This window comes from Microbacterium sp., assembly GCF_051953575.1.
Taxonomy (GTDB): Bacteria; Actinomycetota; Actinomycetes; order Actinomycetales; family Microbacteriaceae; genus Microbacterium.
In genome coordinates this window covers 1-16025 of the sequence record NZ_JBQCIP010000211.1, presented here as the reverse complement: position 1 = coordinate 16025, position 16025 = coordinate 1, and the positions used below count along the sequence as shown (strand labels likewise).

General features: G+C 69.2%; 11 protein-coding genes. 3 read left to right on the top strand and 8 right to left on the bottom strand.

What is annotated here, in order from left to right; translation table 11 throughout:
- Positions 1–18: 18 nt before the first annotated feature.
- From ACTHNQ_RS12880 to ACTHNQ_RS12860, 5 genes are read right to left on the bottom strand one after another with little or no spacing between them, the layout of a single operon-like run.
- A complete protein-coding gene (locus ACTHNQ_RS12880; protein ID WP_440333919.1) occupies positions 19–987 on the bottom strand; it encodes a glycoside hydrolase family 113 in 969 nt (322 codons plus the stop codon).
- Positions 984–3458, bottom strand: coding sequence for a glycoside hydrolase family 2 protein (locus ACTHNQ_RS12875; protein WP_440333918.1), 2475 nt, complete (start codon positions 3456–3458; stop codon positions 984–986). The genes ACTHNQ_RS12880 and ACTHNQ_RS12875 overlap by 4 nt, the downstream gene beginning before the upstream one ends.
- Positions 3455–4357, bottom strand: a complete 903-nt coding sequence (locus ACTHNQ_RS12870) for a carbohydrate ABC transporter permease (protein WP_018171751.1) — start codon at positions 4355–4357, stop codon at positions 3455–3457. Before ACTHNQ_RS12870 ends, ACTHNQ_RS12875 begins: the two co-directional genes overlap by 4 nt.
- Positions 4354–5349: a carbohydrate ABC transporter permease gene (locus ACTHNQ_RS12865; protein ID WP_440333915.1), complete on the bottom strand. Its 996-nt coding sequence runs from the start codon at positions 5347–5349 to the stop codon at positions 4354–4356. The genes ACTHNQ_RS12870 and ACTHNQ_RS12865 overlap by 4 nt, the downstream gene beginning before the upstream one ends.
- A 19-nt stretch (positions 5350–5368) precedes the next feature.
- Positions 5369–6682, bottom strand: coding sequence for an ABC transporter substrate-binding protein (locus ACTHNQ_RS12860; protein WP_018171753.1), 1314 nt, complete (start codon positions 6680–6682; stop codon positions 5369–5371).
- Positions 6683–6973: 291 nt separating this feature from the next.
- Here ACTHNQ_RS12860 and ACTHNQ_RS12855 point away from each other — a divergent pair, with 291 nt between their 5' ends.
- Entirely contained in the window at positions 6974–7996 is a 1023-nt protein-coding gene (locus tag ACTHNQ_RS12855) for a LacI family DNA-binding transcriptional regulator (RefSeq protein WP_440333913.1), read from the top strand.
- Positions 7993–10128, top strand: a complete 2136-nt coding sequence (locus ACTHNQ_RS12850; RefSeq protein WP_440333911.1) for an alpha-galactosidase — start codon at positions 7993–7995, stop codon at positions 10126–10128. The genes ACTHNQ_RS12855 and ACTHNQ_RS12850 overlap by 4 nt, the downstream gene beginning before the upstream one ends.
- A gap of 67 nt (positions 10129–10195) precedes the next feature.
- On the opposite strand, the gene ACTHNQ_RS12845 is transcribed toward ACTHNQ_RS12850, so the two are convergent.
- On the bottom strand, positions 10196–11164 hold the full coding sequence (locus ACTHNQ_RS12845; RefSeq protein ID WP_440333910.1) for an acetylxylan esterase: 969 nt from the start codon (positions 11162–11164) through the stop codon (positions 10196–10198).
- Between the two features lie 160 nt (positions 11165–11324).
- Positions 11325–11777 (bottom strand): GNAT family N-acetyltransferase, encoded by a 453-nt coding sequence (locus tag ACTHNQ_RS12840; protein WP_018171757.1) that lies wholly within the window; start codon positions 11775–11777, stop codon positions 11325–11327.
- Between the two features lie 158 nt (positions 11778–11935).
- On the opposite strand from ACTHNQ_RS12840, the gene ACTHNQ_RS12835 reads away from it, so the two are divergent.
- Positions 11936–14152 carry an NADP-dependent isocitrate dehydrogenase gene (locus tag ACTHNQ_RS12835; protein ID WP_440333909.1) on the top strand — a complete coding sequence of 739 codons (2217 nt, stop codon included), beginning with the start codon at positions 11936–11938 and terminating at the stop codon, positions 14150–14152.
- Positions 14153–14222: 70 nt separating this feature from the next.
- Here the strand turns inward: ACTHNQ_RS12835 and ACTHNQ_RS12830 are convergent.
- On the bottom strand, positions 14223–16025 hold a 1803-nt coding region (locus ACTHNQ_RS12830), incomplete at its 5' end, for a L,D-transpeptidase family protein (RefSeq protein ID WP_440333908.1).

Sequence of the window (16025 nt, the reverse complement as noted above, 5' to 3'; positions counted from 1 at the left end):
TTGTGGCCGAGACGGTGCTCACCGCACACCGCCCGTCCGCTGCCGGTAGACGTCCCGCAGGAACGCCCCGGCCGGCTTGCCGTAGGGACAGTAGTCGCTGTTCACTGAGGCGTCGGCGGCGGAGTACAAGCGGGCGGGCCAGTCCCACAGCATGAACCCCCGCATCCAGGGCCGCTCGTCGCACGCCGCGAACATGGCCTCGTAGTACCGGAGCTGCTCAGCGCCCGACGGCCCGCCGGGCAGGGCCCAGTCGTTCGGCCGTGACGGGGAGCCCTCGCGGGACGGGCATCCCGCCTCCATGAAGAAGAACGGCTTGCCCGAGGCCTCGACCACCCGTTCGATGCGGTCGAGCTGCTCCTGCCACGCATCGACCGGGTAATAGCCGCTCGAGGTGATGACGTCGACAGCATCCCACCACGTGAGGCGGTCCTCCTGGTACTTGTCACAGTTGTAGGTCACGACGCCGTCGTACACGGCGCGGACGTCGGCGATGAGAGCGCGCCACTCGGCCTCGCGGGCGTCGGCGCGCACCATCTCGCAGCCGATGCAGAGCATCTCGCAGCCCTCGGCAGCGGCGATCCGCGCCGCATGCAAGATGAACTCGCGGTACGACGCGAACCACTCGCCCCAGTTCGGCTCGCCCGGAACGTCCTGGTCGAAGAATCCGATGTGCGCCCGCCATGTGCCGTCCGCGACGTTGACGACAGGCTTCAGGCACACCTTCAGCCCGAGCCTCTTCGCTTCGCGGATCGCCCACACGATCTCGTCGTCGGTGAGGGTCGGCGCGTCACCGAACCGCACGTGGGTCGACTGCGCCGTGTCCTGCAGCGCCGAGTAGGCGAGCGCCGTCCAGTTCACGCCGTGGTCGGCCATGAGCCGCATCGACTCCGCGGCATCGTCGGTGGCCCAGGTTCCGCGCACGCCGGTCCACCCCCAGGTCATTCCGGCCACGTAGGAGCCGAGTGCCTGGTGGAGCGGCGCGGTCACGAGGTGACCAGTTCGTTGGCGGTGCGCAGCACCCGAGGATCCGAGAGGGTGGATGCGGCCAGCGCCGGCCCCTCGTGGCGCACCAGCAGCGTCGTGCTCTCGCCGGGGAGCAGTGTCAGCAGCGCATCCGACGCGACGGCGTCCGGGTCGACCTTGTCGACGAGCAGCGTCAGATCGCGCACGAGGCTTCGGGCTGTCACGGTGACGCGCGTGCCTCCGTCGGCGGCTTCGGCGGCCACCTCGACGTCCGCCGCGCCGAGCGACGAGTCCCGAGGCTCGGCGAAGAACCAGAACCCGCGCACGTCGCCGACGGCGGCCGCGATGAGCTCTGCGCCGGCGTCTGCGGCCTCGGTGATGCCGGCGGGCAGCGCGACCGTCGTCGTCTCGCGCGGTTCCAGCGACACCGCGATCGCGAACCGGCCGTGCTCCTCGCCGTCGAACCCGAGCCGGCGAGCAACGAGCTCGCCCGACCACGCGGCCGCGGTGTCGTTCGAGACGACGGCGGCCAGTCCGCCTTCGCGGGGCTGGATCGTCACGACCCGTGGCGCGAAGGCGTTCCTGAGGCCGTAGAACAGGGGCTTCGGCCGCTCGTCGCCGTCAATCGCCGCCCACGAGGTCACCGGCCAGCAGTCGTTGAGCTGCCACACGATGGCGCCCTGCGTGTGCGGGGCCCACGAGCGGAAGTGCTCCAGCGCGGTGCGCACGGCGAGGGCCTGGTTGAGCTGCATCGCCCAGTGCCAGGTCTCCATGTGCTCCGGCAACCGGAAGTGGGGGAGCAGGCCGTTCGTGAGCTTCACGTTGCCCTCGCCTGCCTTCTGATGCACGATCATGCCCGGTGACTCGGGCGTGAGCGGGTCGTCGCCGATCGATCGGGTGAGGGTGGACCAGGTGGGCGGGCCCTGCCAGCCGAACTCGGCCACGAAGCGCGGCGTGTGCGCGCGGTAGGTGGTCCAGTCCAGCCGGTTCCACTGCTCCCACAGGTGCACGCTGCCGTGCTGCTCGTCATTGGGGTGCGGTCCGGTCTGCTGCCTGCCGTTCCAGCCGAGACCGGGGCTGAAGGGGCTTCCGGGTGCGTACGGCACATGCGGCGCGAGCTCGTCCACCAGCGACGGGAAGAGCTCGTAGTAGTAGTACGCGCCCCAGGTCTTGCCGTCCAGGCGCAGCTTCCAGCCCCAGTCCTCGTAGCCCCAGAGGTTCTCGTTGTTGCCGGTGAGCAGCACGAGCGAGGCGTGATGGGCGAGCCGCGTGATGTTCTCACGCGCTTCCGCTTCGACCTCCGAGCGCAGCGGGTCCTCCTCGGCGTACGCGGCGCACGCGAACAGGAAGTCCTGCCACACCAGCAGCCCGAGCTCGTCGGCGAGTTCGTAGAAGTCGTCGGACTCGTACAGCCCGCCGCCCCAGACCCGGATGAGGTTGAGGTTCGCGTCGAGCGCCTGCTCGAAGCGCCGGCGCACGCGGTCGCGCGTCACGCGCACCGTGAGGGCGTCGTCGGGGATCCAGTTGACGCCCTTCACGAAGACCGGCTGGTCGTTCACGACGAGGGTGAACGGCGTGCCCGCCTCGTCGGGCGTCATGTCCCACCGCACGTCGCGGAATCCGACTCGGCGCGTGGTGCGGTCGAGTACGGATCCGTCGGATGCCGCGAGCTCCACCTCGACGTCGTACAGCGGCTGCGCACCGTACCCGGTCGGCCACCACCGGTCGACCTCGTCGAGGTCGATGGTGAGGCGGCAGCGATCGCCCGACGTGAGGACCGCGGATGCCTCGACCCCGGCCGTGCGGATCGTCAGGGTGACGGCATCCGCTCCCGCCCGCTCGAGCGCGAGGTCCACGGTGACGGTGCCGCCGTCGCCAGACGGGGTCGCGACCACGCGCGTCTCGGCGAGGCGCGCAGCCGACCAGGACTCCAGGCCCACGGGCTTCACGATGCCGCTGGTATAGGTCGCGATGCCCCAGTCCCAGCCGTAGCTGCACGCCGACTTGCGGATGGCGTCGTTGGGCAGGGCGTACGCGCGCGGCCGCACTCCCAGCGCGACGCTCTGCTCGTTGGCGTATTTGATCGGAGAGCGGAACGCGACGACCAGCTCGTTCTCGCCCTCGACGAGCAGGTCGCGGACGTCGAACCGGTACGAGCGGTGCTGGTTGGCCGTCGCACCGATCTCGCGCCCGTTGAGGCGGATCGTCGTCACGGTGTCGAGTCCCTGGAAGACGAGATCCGTGCGGTCGGCGGCATCCCTCGACCAATCGAACGTCGTCGAATACGTCCAGTCCACGAGGCCGATCCAGGCCAGCGCCGACTCGTTGTCGTCGAGGAAGGGATCGGGGATGAGTCCCGCCGCGAGCAGATCGGTGTGCACGCAGCCGGGGACGGTCGCCGCGACGTCGGTGTCGAAGCCCTCCGGCGCCGGTCCGGCGCACGCGCGCAGCGACCAGCCTGAGTCGAGGGGGCGGAAGGTGAGGGGAGTGGTCACTTGACGGCTCCAGAGGTCAGGCCCTTGTAGATCCAGCGCTGCAGCAGCAGGAAGGCGATGAGGGTCGGGATGATGACGAGGACGGTGCCGGCCGAGATGACCTCCCATTGTGCGCCGAACGGTCCCTTGAACCGGAACAGCGACGTGGAGATGAGTCCCTCGGACGGCAGATAGAGGAATGGTGCGTAGAACTCGTTGTACACCGCGATGCCCTTGATGATGACGACCGTCGCGATGGCGGGCTTGAGGAGGGGCAGGATGATCCGCCAGTAGATCGTCCAGCGGTTCGCGCCGTCGATCATCGCGGCCTCGTCGAGCGAGACCGGGATCGACTGCATGAACTGGATGAACAGATAGATCGCGATGATGTCGGTGCCCATGAAGAGCAGGATCAGCGCGGCCTTGGTGTCATACAGACCGAGGCCGTTGATGAGCTGGAACGTCGCGACCTGGCTCGTCACGCTCGGGATGAGGGTCGCGACGAGGAAGAGCCCGAACACGAGCTTCTTGCCGCGGAACGCGAAGCGGTCCAGGGCGTACGCGGCCATCGTGCCGATGAAGATGGTGCCGGCGAGTGAGACCACGAGGACGATCGCCGTGTTGACGAAGCCCTCGAGCATCTTGCCGCTGGTGAACGCCGTGACGAAGTTGTCGAAATTCAGCCAGTTCGACGGCGGATCGAAGGGTCCCGTCTGCGCGTACTCGGGAGCGGTCTTGAGGCTCGCGAAGAGCAGCACCGACAGAGGCAGCAGCGTCACGACCGACGCGATGATGAGGCTGAGGTACTTCGCGGTCGTCGCGCTCACCCCTCGCAGTCGCTGCAGCGGCGTGCGGCCGCGAGCGGGTCGGGGCGGCGTGGTCCGCACCGGCATCGTGCGGAGCGGTTCGGTCGTGGTCATGTCAGGTCGACCTTCTCGTCGGGGAACACCTTGCGCTGGATCCAGGTGACGACGAGCACGATGACGAGCAGCACCACCGCCATCGCGGACGCGAGTCCGACCTGTCGGAAGGTGAATGCGGTCTGCAGGGTCTGGATCACGAATGTCGCCGAGCCGTTGGCGCCGCCGGTCATGATGAACGGGATCTCGAAGACGCTGAGGCTGCCCGAGATCGCGAGGATGAACGACAGGCCGACGACCCGCCGGATGCCGGGGAAGATGATCGCCCAGAACTGCTGCCAGCGGCTGGCCCCGTCGAGGTCGGCGGCCTCGTACAGCTCGTGGGGGATCGATTGGATCGCACCGAGGAACAGCACGAAGTTCATGCCCGTGTACCGCCAGACAGAGGTGCCTGCGAGCGACCAGTTCACGACGTCGGGGTTGCCCAGCCACTGCGGCGGGTCGGCCATCCCGAACCAGCCGAGAACCGTGTCGAGGGTGCCGCCCGGCTGGAAGAGGTAGAGGAAGACGAAGCCGATCGCGACGCCGTTGATGAGGTAGGGGAAGAACAGGATCCCGCGGAACAGGTTCGAGAACCTCGTCGAGAAGCTGAGGATCGTCGCGAAGTAGAGGGCGATCGCCATCTGCGCGAACGACGCGAAGAAGTAGTACAGGCTGACGAAGAACACCGAGAAGATGCGCGGGTCGGTGAACACCTCGATGTAGTTGTCGAGGCCCACGAAGTTCTTCTGCAGGTCGATGCCGTCCCAGTCGGTGACGCTGAAATAGAACAGGTTCAGCGCCGGCCAGTAGGTGAACAGCAGCAGCAGGCCCACGGCAGCGGCGAGGAAGAACCACGGGGTGAGGTGCTTCAGCACGCCCCGGCCGGCGGGTCCGCCGCGGCGGCCGGGGCGGTCGGCCCGCCGGGTGATCCCGACGAGCCGGCCCCGGGCCGGAGCGGAGAGGGCGGCAGGGGCATCCGCCGGAGCCGCACCTGGAGTCGCGATGGCCATGTCTCTGTCGCCCCCTCGGTCAGTTCTCGAGCTTCTCGACCGAGGCGCCCCAGCGCTCGTTCAGCTCGGCGAAGTAGCTCTCCTTGTCGCCGTCGGCTGCGCCGCGTGCGATGTCGACGAGCTTCTGACGGTAGATCGGGCCGTAGAGGTCGATCTTCGAGTCGTCGGCGACGTTGTTGATGAGCCCTTCCTTGCCGGCGGGGGCGGGGTTGATCTCCATCAGTTCGACGCCCGCGTCCTCGAAGCCCTTCAGGTTGTCGGGGAGGGGCTTCTCGATCACCGGCGAGATCATGCCCTGCGCCTCGGTGTAGCCGGAGTCCTCCACGACCCACTGGATCCAGGCCCACGCGGCAGCCTTCGCCTTCGAGTGCTTGCTGACTGCGAGGTTGTAGTCGCCGCCGATGACGGCGTACTGCGTGCCGTCGACGTTCGCGGGGAACGCCATGTAGCCGATGTCGTCGGCCGAGGCGCCGTTGTCGTCCGCCGCCGCCTGCATCTGAGAGATGGCCCAGGAGCCCAGCGTCATCGCGGCGATCTTGCCGGTGCCGAGGTCGACCTTCGACTGCTCCCAGTTCGTGGTGAGCGGGTCGTCCTCGGTGAGGCCGGCGGCGACGCTGTCGTACAGGAGCGAGTCGATCGCGTAGACGTCGCTGCCCTCCGTCCACGGCGCCGGGTCCTCGGCCATGGTGATGGGAGCGTCCGCGTCTTTGGTGACGACACCGAGGTTGCCGAAGCTCTGCGTCAGCGGCCAGCCATCCTTGTAGTTGGTGTACAGCGGGATCGCATCGGTGTTGTCCTTGACCTTCTGTAGCGCCTCCAGCCATTCGTCCTCGGTTGTCGGAAGCTCGGTGACGCCGGCCTCTTCGAAGACCTTCTTGTTGTAGACCACGCCGTTGGCGTTGCCGCCCCACGCGATGCCGTACTGGGTGCCGTCGTAGCTCGCCGCGGGAAGGAACCGGTAGGTGTCCTCGAAATCGGAGGTCTTGCCCAGCGGCTCCAGGAACTGCTCGTACTGCTCCGGCTTGATCGCCGGGATGCCGATGACATCGCCGTAGTTGCTCGTTGACATCCGGGTGAGCATCTCGCCCGCGTAGTCCGTGATGCCCTCGAACGTCACCTTGACGTCTGGGTACTTCTTGTTGAACTCCTCGGCGTACTTGTCGAAGGTGCCGTCCTCCACGAGGTCGGTCCGCCACGTGATGACCTTGATGTCGCCCTTGACGTCGCCGTCGATGGTGTTGCCCGCGTCGTCGGAGCCGCTGCCCGCGCAGCCGCTCATCGCGACCGCGGCTGTCGCCAGCACCGCGAGGGACGCGATTGCCTTCTTCGCCATGTGATTCTCCTTGTCAGGTTCGCCCTTGAACTGCCGGTGCGGATCATCGCACCGTCGCGTGGTTCGTCGCGCCGTCAGAGTAGAGCGCTTCGAAGCGGTTCCGCAAGTCGCAAATGTCAGCGCTGTCTTGTCTTGTCCGATCCAAGGCCGGAGAAACAAAAAAGCGCTTGATCGGGAAAAAAGGCTCTCAAGATCGCGCCCTCGCCAAGACAATGTCCGTGCAATGTCCTACGTAGACATCTTGTCGTCAAGGCTGCTAGCGTGAACTCCGCCCAGCAAGGAAGGCCACCCATGAACGTTCAGCAGCGCGCCACCCTCGAGGACGTGGCCCGGCTCGCCGGGGTGAGCTCGAAGACGGTCTCGCGCGTGTTCACGCACCGCGATCTGGTCGCACCCGAGACGGTCGAGCGCGTGCTCGCAGCCGCCAAGCGGCTGCGCTTCCGCCCCAATCCGCTCGCGCGGAATCTGCGTCGCGGCGGCCCGACCGACACGATCGGATTCATCATGGGCGAGCTGAACAACCCGTTCTATTACAAGCTCGCCGCGGGCATCGAGCGGGAGCTCTCGGCGCATGGGTTCTCGCTCGTCGTCGCGACCACCGACGACACCCCCGAGGGTGAGGAGCGGGTCGCGGACGCGCTGCTGGGCCAGCGCCTGGGCGCCCTGCTGCTGATCCCCGTCGCCGAGGATCAGTCGTACCTCGAAGGCGAGCGGCACCTCGGCACGCCGATCATCGCGATCGACCGGCCGGCCCGCAATCTCGTCGCGGACTCGATCGTGCTCGAGAACCACCGCGGTGTCTTCGAGGCCACCACGCGGCTGCTGGAACGCGGGCACCGCCGCATCGGCTACATCTGCAACCCGGCATCGGTCTACACGCAGGCCGAGCGTCTGCGGGGGTATCGCGATGCGCTGGCCGCTTACAACATCGCGGACGCCTGGCGCTGGGAACGCCTCGCCGACGATCTGACGCGCCCCGCCGACGGCCTGATCGCCGACCTGCTCGATCGTGCCGACGCTCCGACCGCGATCATCACCGGCAACAACCGTGTCACCGTCGGAGCCTTGCGCGTGCTGCGGGACCGCGACGACGACGCCACCGCGCTCATCGGGTTCGACGACTTCGACACCGCCGACGTGCTCGGCGTGTCGGTCGTATCGTACGACCCGCTCGCGCTCGGCAAGGCGGCGGCGACCCTCGCCATCGAGCGCATGCAGGACCCGGCCGGTTTCACGCGCCAGCTCGAGATGCCCACCTGGATCGTCGAGCGCGGCACCGGCGAACGATCTCCCGCAGACAGGACCACCGCATGACCTCCGGCTTCGTCCATCTTGAGCGCGAAGGCGTCGGCGTCGTCATCGACGCACGCGGACCGGGCCTGCCCTGCGTGTTGCACTGGGGCACCGCGACGGGCCCGCTGGCCGACGGCGATGGCATCGCTCTGGCGCGGACGGTGAGCCGGCAGACCCCGCCTGGCACGCTCGACGCGGCATGGCAGGTGACGCTCTCGCCACAGGAGGCGGACGGCTGGACCGGTCGTCCCGGCATGCAGCTGCGGGCGGCGGGCATCGTCCACCACCCGCGGTGGCTGCTCGACGAGGTCGAGTCCGCCTGCGACCGGGCCGTCTTCCGGGCCCGCGACGAGGCATCCGGACTGCTGCTGACGATCGAGCTGGCGATCGAGGCGGGGGGCGTCGTGTGGATGCGCCACGCGCTTCGCCACGACGGCGGTGCGGATGCCGCGCCCATCGACCTCGACTGGCTCGAGGCGTCGCTCCCGGTGCCGACGACGACCGACACGCTGCTCACCTTCGACGGGCGCTGGACGCGCGAGAAGCGGCCCGTGGCGACCCCGATGCCGGCCGGCGCGACCGTGCGCCAGACACGGCGCGGCCGCCCCGGGCACGACAATCCGGTGGCGGCGATCGCCGGGATCGGCGTGCCGCGCTGGGGCGCAGGTGAGCTGTGGGGCGTGCATCTGGCCTGGTCGAGCGACCTCACCACCCGTGTGGACCGGGTCACCGACGCGGTGACGCTGATCGGCGCGGGGGAGCTGCTTCGGCCCGGCGAGATCCGTCTGGCGCCCGGTGACGAGTACGCGGCGCCGCGTGCCGCCTTCGTGCACACCTCCGCCGGACTCGACGGCTTCGCCGACTGTGTGCACACCTGGATGCGCGCACGGCCGCAGCATCCGGCATCCCCGCGCCCTCTCGTGCTCAACACCTGGGAGGCCGTCTACTTCGACCACGACCCCGCCCGGCTGACGGCGCTCGCCGAGCGGGCGGCCGAGGTCGGGATCGAGCGGTTCGTGCTCGACGACGGCTGGTTCCAGGGACGCCGCGACGACACCACGAGCCTGGGGGACTGGGTCGTCGACCGCACCGTGTGGCCGGACGGGCTGGAGCCGCTCGCGGAGCGCGTGCACGCGCTCGGCATGCAGTTCGGCCTGTGGTTCGAGCCCGAGATGGTGAGTCTCGACTCCGACGTCGCGCGGGCGCACCCCGACTGGCTGCTGCACGACCCCGCGCACCTCGAACATGACGCGAGCCTGTCGTGGCGCGGGCAGTACGTCATGGACCTCGCGAACCGGGATGCCTTCGCCCACGTGCTCGGGCAGATCGACGCCCTCGTGACCGGCCTCGGCATCGACTTCATCAAGTGGGACCACAACCGCGACCTCGTGGAGAGCGTCCACGCCGGCCGCCCCGGCGGCCACGCTCAGATGATCGCGGTGTACGGGTTGATGGCCGAGCTCAGGCGCCGGCATCCTGCGCTCGAGATCGAGTCGTGCTCCAGCGGAGGAGCCCGCACCGATCTCGGGATCCTCGAGGTCGCCGACCGGGTGTGGGCGAGCGACTCGAACGACCCCGTCGAACGCCAGGAGATCCAGCGGTGGACCGGGCTGCTGCTTCCGCCCGAGCTCGTCGGCGCGCACGTGGGTCCCACGACCTCCCACTCGTCGGGGCGCACGACCGACCTGTCGTACCGGATGGCGACGAGCCTCATGGGGTCGGCGGGATTCGAGTGGGACATCATGTCGTGCGACGACGACGACACCGCGGCGATCACGCGGTTCGCGGCGTTGTACAAGGAGCTGCGTCCGATCGTGCACACCGGCCGCGTCGTGCACCCGGAGCTCCGCGACCCCGCGTGGCGTGTCACCGGCTTCGTGACCGATGTCGCCGCCGTCGTGCTCGTGGCCACCGTCGCGAGCCTGGAGGACGCCCGCGCCGAGCGGTTGCGGATCCCCGGTCTCGACCGCGCCCGGCGTTACCGCGTCCGCGTGCGCGACGAGATCGGCACGGCCAAGTACGGCTGGATCGCGCCGGAGTGGTTCACCGCAGGCGGGCTCGACCTGCCCGGCGCCGTTCTCGCCGAGGTCGGCTTGCAGCTGCCCACGCTCTGGCCGCTGCAGGCCTTCGTCCTCCACGTCGAGGCGGTGTAGCCCAGGAACCGCGAAAGGGTACGTTTTCGCCGCGGAATCGTAGCCTTTCGCGGATCCGGGTCGCGGGTTAGAGCAGCGTCGAGAGGAAGCGGGCCTGAGCGAGGAACTGGAACGCCTGACCGCCCTCGTGGCCGTTGTGCGTGTACACCTCGATCTGCTTCTTCGCCGCGGCATGGCGGTTGTACGCCGCGTACACCGTCGAGGGCGGGCAGATGGTGTCCATGAGTGCGACGGAGTAGAGGGCCGCGGCATCCGCGCGCTTCGCCATGTTCGCGCCGTCGAAGTACGACAGCGTCTCGAACACCCGGTCGTCCATGCCCCGGTGCACCGAGAGGTAACGCACGACCTCCTGGTACGGGTCGGCGTCGGTGAAGCCGACGGCGCGCTCGAAGTGGCAGAGGAACGGCACGTCGGGCATGACGGCCACGAGGCCGTCCGACAGCCCGGCGGCGGCGATCGCGATGCCTCCGCCCTGGCTGCCGCCGCAGACGGCGACGCGGTCGGCGTCGACCTGCGGCAGCGTCCGGACCGCATCGACCGCCCGCACCGCGTCGGTGAACACGCGGCGGTAGTAGTAGTCGGCCGGGTCCTCGATGCCGCGCGTCATGAAGCCGCTCGACGACGGACCCGTGCCGTGCGGGTCGGGGGTGTCGCCACCCGATCCCCACATCGAGCCCTGGCCGCGCGTGTCCATCAGCAGGTGTGCGTGGCCGGCAGCGGCCCAGCCCAGGCGCTCGCCCGGCAGGCCTCGCCCACCGCCGTAGCCCTGGAACTCGACGACGGCGGGGAGCGGCTCGGCGGCACCCGCGGGGAGCGTCAGCCAGCCCTTGACGGGGTCGCCGCCGAAGCCCGGGAACGTCACGTCGAACACCTCGAGCGCGGTGAAGGGGGTATCGGCCGGCACCACCTCGGGAGCGGCATCCCAACGACGCGCCTCGGTGAGCGTCGTCGCCCAGAAGTCGTCGAAGTCGGCGGGTTCGCGGACGTCGGGCGCGTACGCCTCGAGCTCCGCGGGGGACAGATCGAATCTCGGCACGGGCCTACCCTCGTGCCTGCGCGGAAGCGCTTCGATGCTCGCCGGAGAAAAGGCGACGAGGCCTCGATGGGGGAGGGGTATTCGAGGCCCCGCCGCCGGTCTCAGGAGCGCTGGGAGGCGCTGATCGTCCGTTCCCCAGATCGGACGCCGGTGCGCCGGATCAGATTCTGATCTCGGCGATGACTTCACCGTACTCGGTCTCACCGACGGGCGTGAAGCCCACACGCTCGAAGAATGCCTGCGGCCCGCCTTCGCCGGCCTCGTAGATCACGTTCACGTGATCCATTCCGCGGTTGCGGGCCTCTTCCAGGAGCGCCTCGACAGCGAAGCGGCCGATGCCCTTGCCCTGGTCGTCGGCATCGACGTTGATGCGCCACAGCACCGAGCGGAAGTGCTCCTGCGGGTCCTCGAGGTCGAAGTTGCCGCTGATGAAGGCGACGACCTGGTCGTCGTCGAGCACGACGCGCTGCCACGTGGTCTGCGGGTTCACGACGGTCGCGGCGATGCCGTAGCTCACCGGCGACAGGAACTCCTCCTGGCCGGGCTTGAGCGACATATTGTTGACCGCCACGATGGTCGAGGCGGAGAGTTCGACGAGCCGCAGATCACCCATGCGCCCCAGGCTAGCCCGGATGGCCGCATCCAGCACTGTGGATTTCACACGGAAACGCAATGTTCACGCGCGGAGATATCTTGATGTCGAGATATCTCCCCAGGTGCTTGCGATAGGCTGTGCGCGACCCGTCCGAAGCACCGACAGGACCGATTCAGGTGACCGACTCCACCATCATCTACACCTATACCGACGAGGCTCCGGCCCTCGCCACCGCGTCTTTCCTCCCGATCGTGCAGGCCGTCGCCGGCCAGGCCGGGGTCGAGATCGAGACGCGCGACATCTCACTGGCGGGCCGCATCCTCGCGGCGTTCCCGCAGAACCTCACGCCCGAGCAGCAGGTGGGAGACGCACTCGCCGAGCTCGGCGGCCTCGCGACCCTGCCCGAGGCGAACATCATCAAGCTCCCGAACATCTCGGCATCGATCCCGCAGCTGAAGGCCGCGATCGCCGAGCTGCAGTCGCAGGGCTACGACATCCCGGACTACCCGGACGACGCCGAGACCCTCGAGCAGAAGGACGTGCGCGCCCGCTACGACCGCATCAAGGGCTCCGCCGTCAACCCCGTGCTGCGCGAGGGCAACAGCGACCGCCGCGCGCCGCTGTCGGTGAAGAACTACGCGCGCAAGCACCCGCACCGCAACAAGGCGTTCGGCGAGGGCTCCAAGACCCGCGTCGCGACCATGGGTCACGACGACTTCAAAAGCAACGAGAAGTCGTGGGTCGCCGCGCACGACGACGTGCTGTCGATCCGCCTCGTCGGCGCCGACGGCACCGTCACGGTGCTGAAGGAGGGCCTCAAGGTCCTCCCGCGCGAGATCGTCGACGCGACGTTCCTGTCGGCGAAGGCTCTGGACGCCTTCCTCGCCGAGGTGCAGGCCGAGGCGAAGGCCGCCGGCATCCTCTACTCCGTGCACCTCAAGGCCACGATGATGAAGGTCAGCGACCCGATCATCTTCGGCCACGTCGTGAAGACGTACTTCGCCGACGTGTTCGACCGCTACGGCGACAAGATCGCGCAGGCCGGGCTCAGCGCCAACAACGGCCTCGGATCGATCCTCACCGGGCTGGAGAGCGTCGAGGGCGGGGACGAGATCATCGCCGCGTTCGAGGCGGGCTTCGAGACCGGCCCGGCGCTGTCGTACGTCAACTCCGACAAGGGCATCACGAACCTGCACGTCCCGTCGGATGTCATCGTCGACGCCTCGATGCCCGCGCTCATCCGCAACGGCGGCAAGCTGTGGGGCGCCGACGGCGGCGAGGCCGACACCGTCGCCGTCATCCCCGACTCGTCGTACGCCGGCGTGTACCAGGCGGTCATCGACGACGTCATCGCGAACGGCCCGCTCGACCCCGCCACGATCGGCACCGTCCCCAACGTCGGCCTCATGGCGCAGGCGGCCGAGGAGTACGGCAGCCACGACAAGACGTTCGAGATCCCGTCCGACGGCCGCGTCGAGATCGTGGACTCGTCGGGCGAGGTCGTCATCGAGCACGACGTCGAGGCCGGCGACATCTGGCGCGCCACGCAGACCAAGTACATCCCGCTCGTGGACTGGGTGAAGCTCGCGGTCACCCGTGCCCGCGCCACCGGCGCCCCGGCCGTGTTCTGGCTCGACGTCAACCGCGCCCACGACGCGCAGGTGATCGCGAAGGTCTACCAGGCGCTCGCCACGATGGACACGAAGGGGCTCCAGATCTCGATCCTCGCCCCCGCCGAGGCGACGCGGTACACGCTCGCGCGTCTGCGCCACGGCCTGGACACCATCTCGGTGACCGGCAACGTGCTGCGCGACTACCTCACCGACCTGTTCCCGATCCTCGAGGTGGGCACGAGCGCCAAGATGCTCTCGATCGTCCCGCTGCTCGCGGGCGGCGGCCTGTTCGAGACGGGCGCCGGCGGCTCGGCCCCCAAGCACGTGCAGCAGCTCCTCGAAGAGGACTACCTGCGCTGGGACTCGCTGGGCGAGTTCTTCGCGCTGGCCGCGTCGTTCGAGCACCTCTCGGAGTTCACCGGCAACGCGAAGGCGAAGGTGCTCGCCGACACGCTCGATGCCGCGACCGGCACGTTCCTCGAGAACGACAAGTCGCCCGGCCGCGCGCTCGGCACGATCGACAACCGCGGCAGCCACTTCTACCTGGCCCTGTACTGGACGCAGGAGCTCGCCAAGCAGACCGACGACGCCGAGCTGGCCGCGGCCTTCGCGCCGGTCGCCGAGACCCTCGCCGCCAACGAGCAGAAGATCGTCGACGAGCTGCTCGCCGTGCAGGGCTCGCCGGTCGACATCGGCGGCTACTACCGTCCCGACGCCGAGCTGGTCGAAGGCGTCATGCGCCCGTCGGCCACGTTCAACGCGGTGATCGACGGCCTCTGACCCGCAGCCAGCACGAGATGAGCGGATGCCTCCTGCCGGAGGCATCCGCTCATTCGTCGTATGCGGTGATTCAGTTCTGGACGGTGACCTCGGTACCCATGGGGGCCCACTGGTAGAGGAACTCGGCGACGCCGACGGGCAGGTTGACGCAGCCGTGGCTCATGCGGTTGCCGAAGTTGTTGTGCCAGTACGCGCCGTGCAGAGCCTGGTCGCCGTTGAAGTACATGACCCAGGGGACGTTCTTCGTGTAGTAGTACGGCGCCTTGGTGAGGTCGGGATTGCCCATGTTCTGGATGCGCAGCTTCGCGGTGATGCGGAAGCTGCCGGTGTGCGTGTCGTGGCCCGGCAGGCCCGACGACATCCGGGTCGAGCTGACGACGACGCCGTTCTCGTAGAAGTACGCGGCCTGGTCGCTGAGGTCCACGACGATGTGGCGCGCGCGCGTGGTCGTGCTGACCGGCACCTCGTCGACGGGGAGCTTGTACACCGGGTCGCCGCCGGCGAGCTGCGCCGCGAACGCCGCAGCGATGCCGGCGGTGGCGCCCAGTTTGCGGCCCGACTGCCCTGCCGCGATGGTCTGCAGCACCTTGCCGGCGCGGTCGGTGATCTCGACGGCGTTCTCGGGTGCGCGGTCGACGGACGCGGCGAGCGTGTCGACGACCGGCTGGATGGCCGCGGCGTCCGCGCTGATCGAGAACACTCCGTTCTCGGGAGTGACGGTGAGCCAGGATGCCGCCACGGCGCGGTCCACCGGCACGGTGCGCTCGTCGCCGACGTAGAAGCCGATGTTCGAGATCATTCCGTTCAGCTTCGTCGCCGTGTCTGCCGCGGTCTCGGTCGAGATCGCCGCGGGGACCTCGGAGATCACCGGGTCGAGGTTCACCGTCGTCTTGCCTGCCTCGAACGCCGCCTGCAGCGCCTGCTGCACGGTGGCGACGTCGATCCCGGTGCCCGGCGTCGCCGGCGCCGACACGTACGAGGTCGACGCCTCGTCGTAGGCGATGGTCGCGTCGACCGGGTCGGTGAACAGGGCGGGCGCGGCCTTCTGCAGCGCCTCGAGGGCGGTCGCCGTGTCGAGCTCGACCTCGGCGCCCGTCTCGGCGAACCACGCGGTGGGGTTCCACATCGGGTGGTCGGTGAACGCCGCATCGGCGAGGGCCTTCGCGTCGACCGACGCGCCCAGCTCGGCACCGGTCACCTCGGCGTCGCCGCCGTCGCCCGTGAGCACCACCGTCGTCGTGGCCAGCTGCTTCTGGATCGCGTCCGCCGCGGCGCCGGGGGTCATCCACCCGACCGGCACGCCGGCGACCGTCGTGCCGGGAGCGATCATCAGCAGCGACGAGACCACGAGGCCGACGACGGCGACGCCGGCGCCGATGCTCAGCCACAGCGCGGTGCGCTTCTTCTTGGGCTTGGGGTCGGGCTCCGCCCACGCGTAGACGGGGCCGTCGGTGCCGGCCGGCGGCGCGGCGGCCGCCTCGTCGGCGAGGGGCGGTGCCGGGAGGACGGTGGTCGCGTCGGCGGAAGGGGATGCCTCGGCCGCGGCGGCGTCGGCGGGGGCCAGGACCGCGGTCGCGACGGCGACGGTCGCCGCGTCGGCGTCTTCGTCTGCGTCGGCGTCGGCGTCTCCGTCGGCGAGGGAGGCGTCGGTCGCGGTGGCGGGCGGGACCTCGTCGACCGCAGCGGCGGCGTCGACGGTCTCGTCCGCGGCTTCGGTCTCCGCCTGGAGCTCGGTGGCGTCCGCATCGACCTCGGTCCCGGCTTCGTCATCGACGGGAGAGCCCTCGGCCTCGGCAGTGGCCGCAGCCGTGCGTTCCGTCCCGGCGTCGTCGGTCTCGACCGCCGCGGCGGTCCGTGCCTCGTCGAGTCGTCC

Coding starts and splice junctions, on each gene's coding strand:
- ACTHNQ_RS12865 (WP_440333915.1), bottom strand. CDS start 5,349: ATGGCCATCGCGACTCCAGGTGCGGCTCCGGCGGATGCCCCTGCCGCC.
- ACTHNQ_RS12870 (WP_018171751.1), bottom strand. CDS start 4,357: ATGACCACGACCGAACCGCTCCGCACGATGCCGGTGCGGACCACGCCG.
- ACTHNQ_RS12840 (WP_018171757.1), bottom strand. CDS start 11,777: ATGGGTGATCTGCGGCTCGTCGAACTCTCCGCCTCGACCATCGTGGCG.
- ACTHNQ_RS12860 (WP_018171753.1), bottom strand. CDS start 6,682: ATGGCGAAGAAGGCAATCGCGTCCCTCGCGGTGCTGGCGACAGCCGCG.
- ACTHNQ_RS12850 (WP_440333911.1), top strand. CDS start 7,993: ATGACCTCCGGCTTCGTCCATCTTGAGCGCGAAGGCGTCGGCGTCGTC.
- ACTHNQ_RS12855 (WP_440333913.1), top strand. CDS start 6,974: ATGAACGTTCAGCAGCGCGCCACCCTCGAGGACGTGGCCCGGCTCGCC.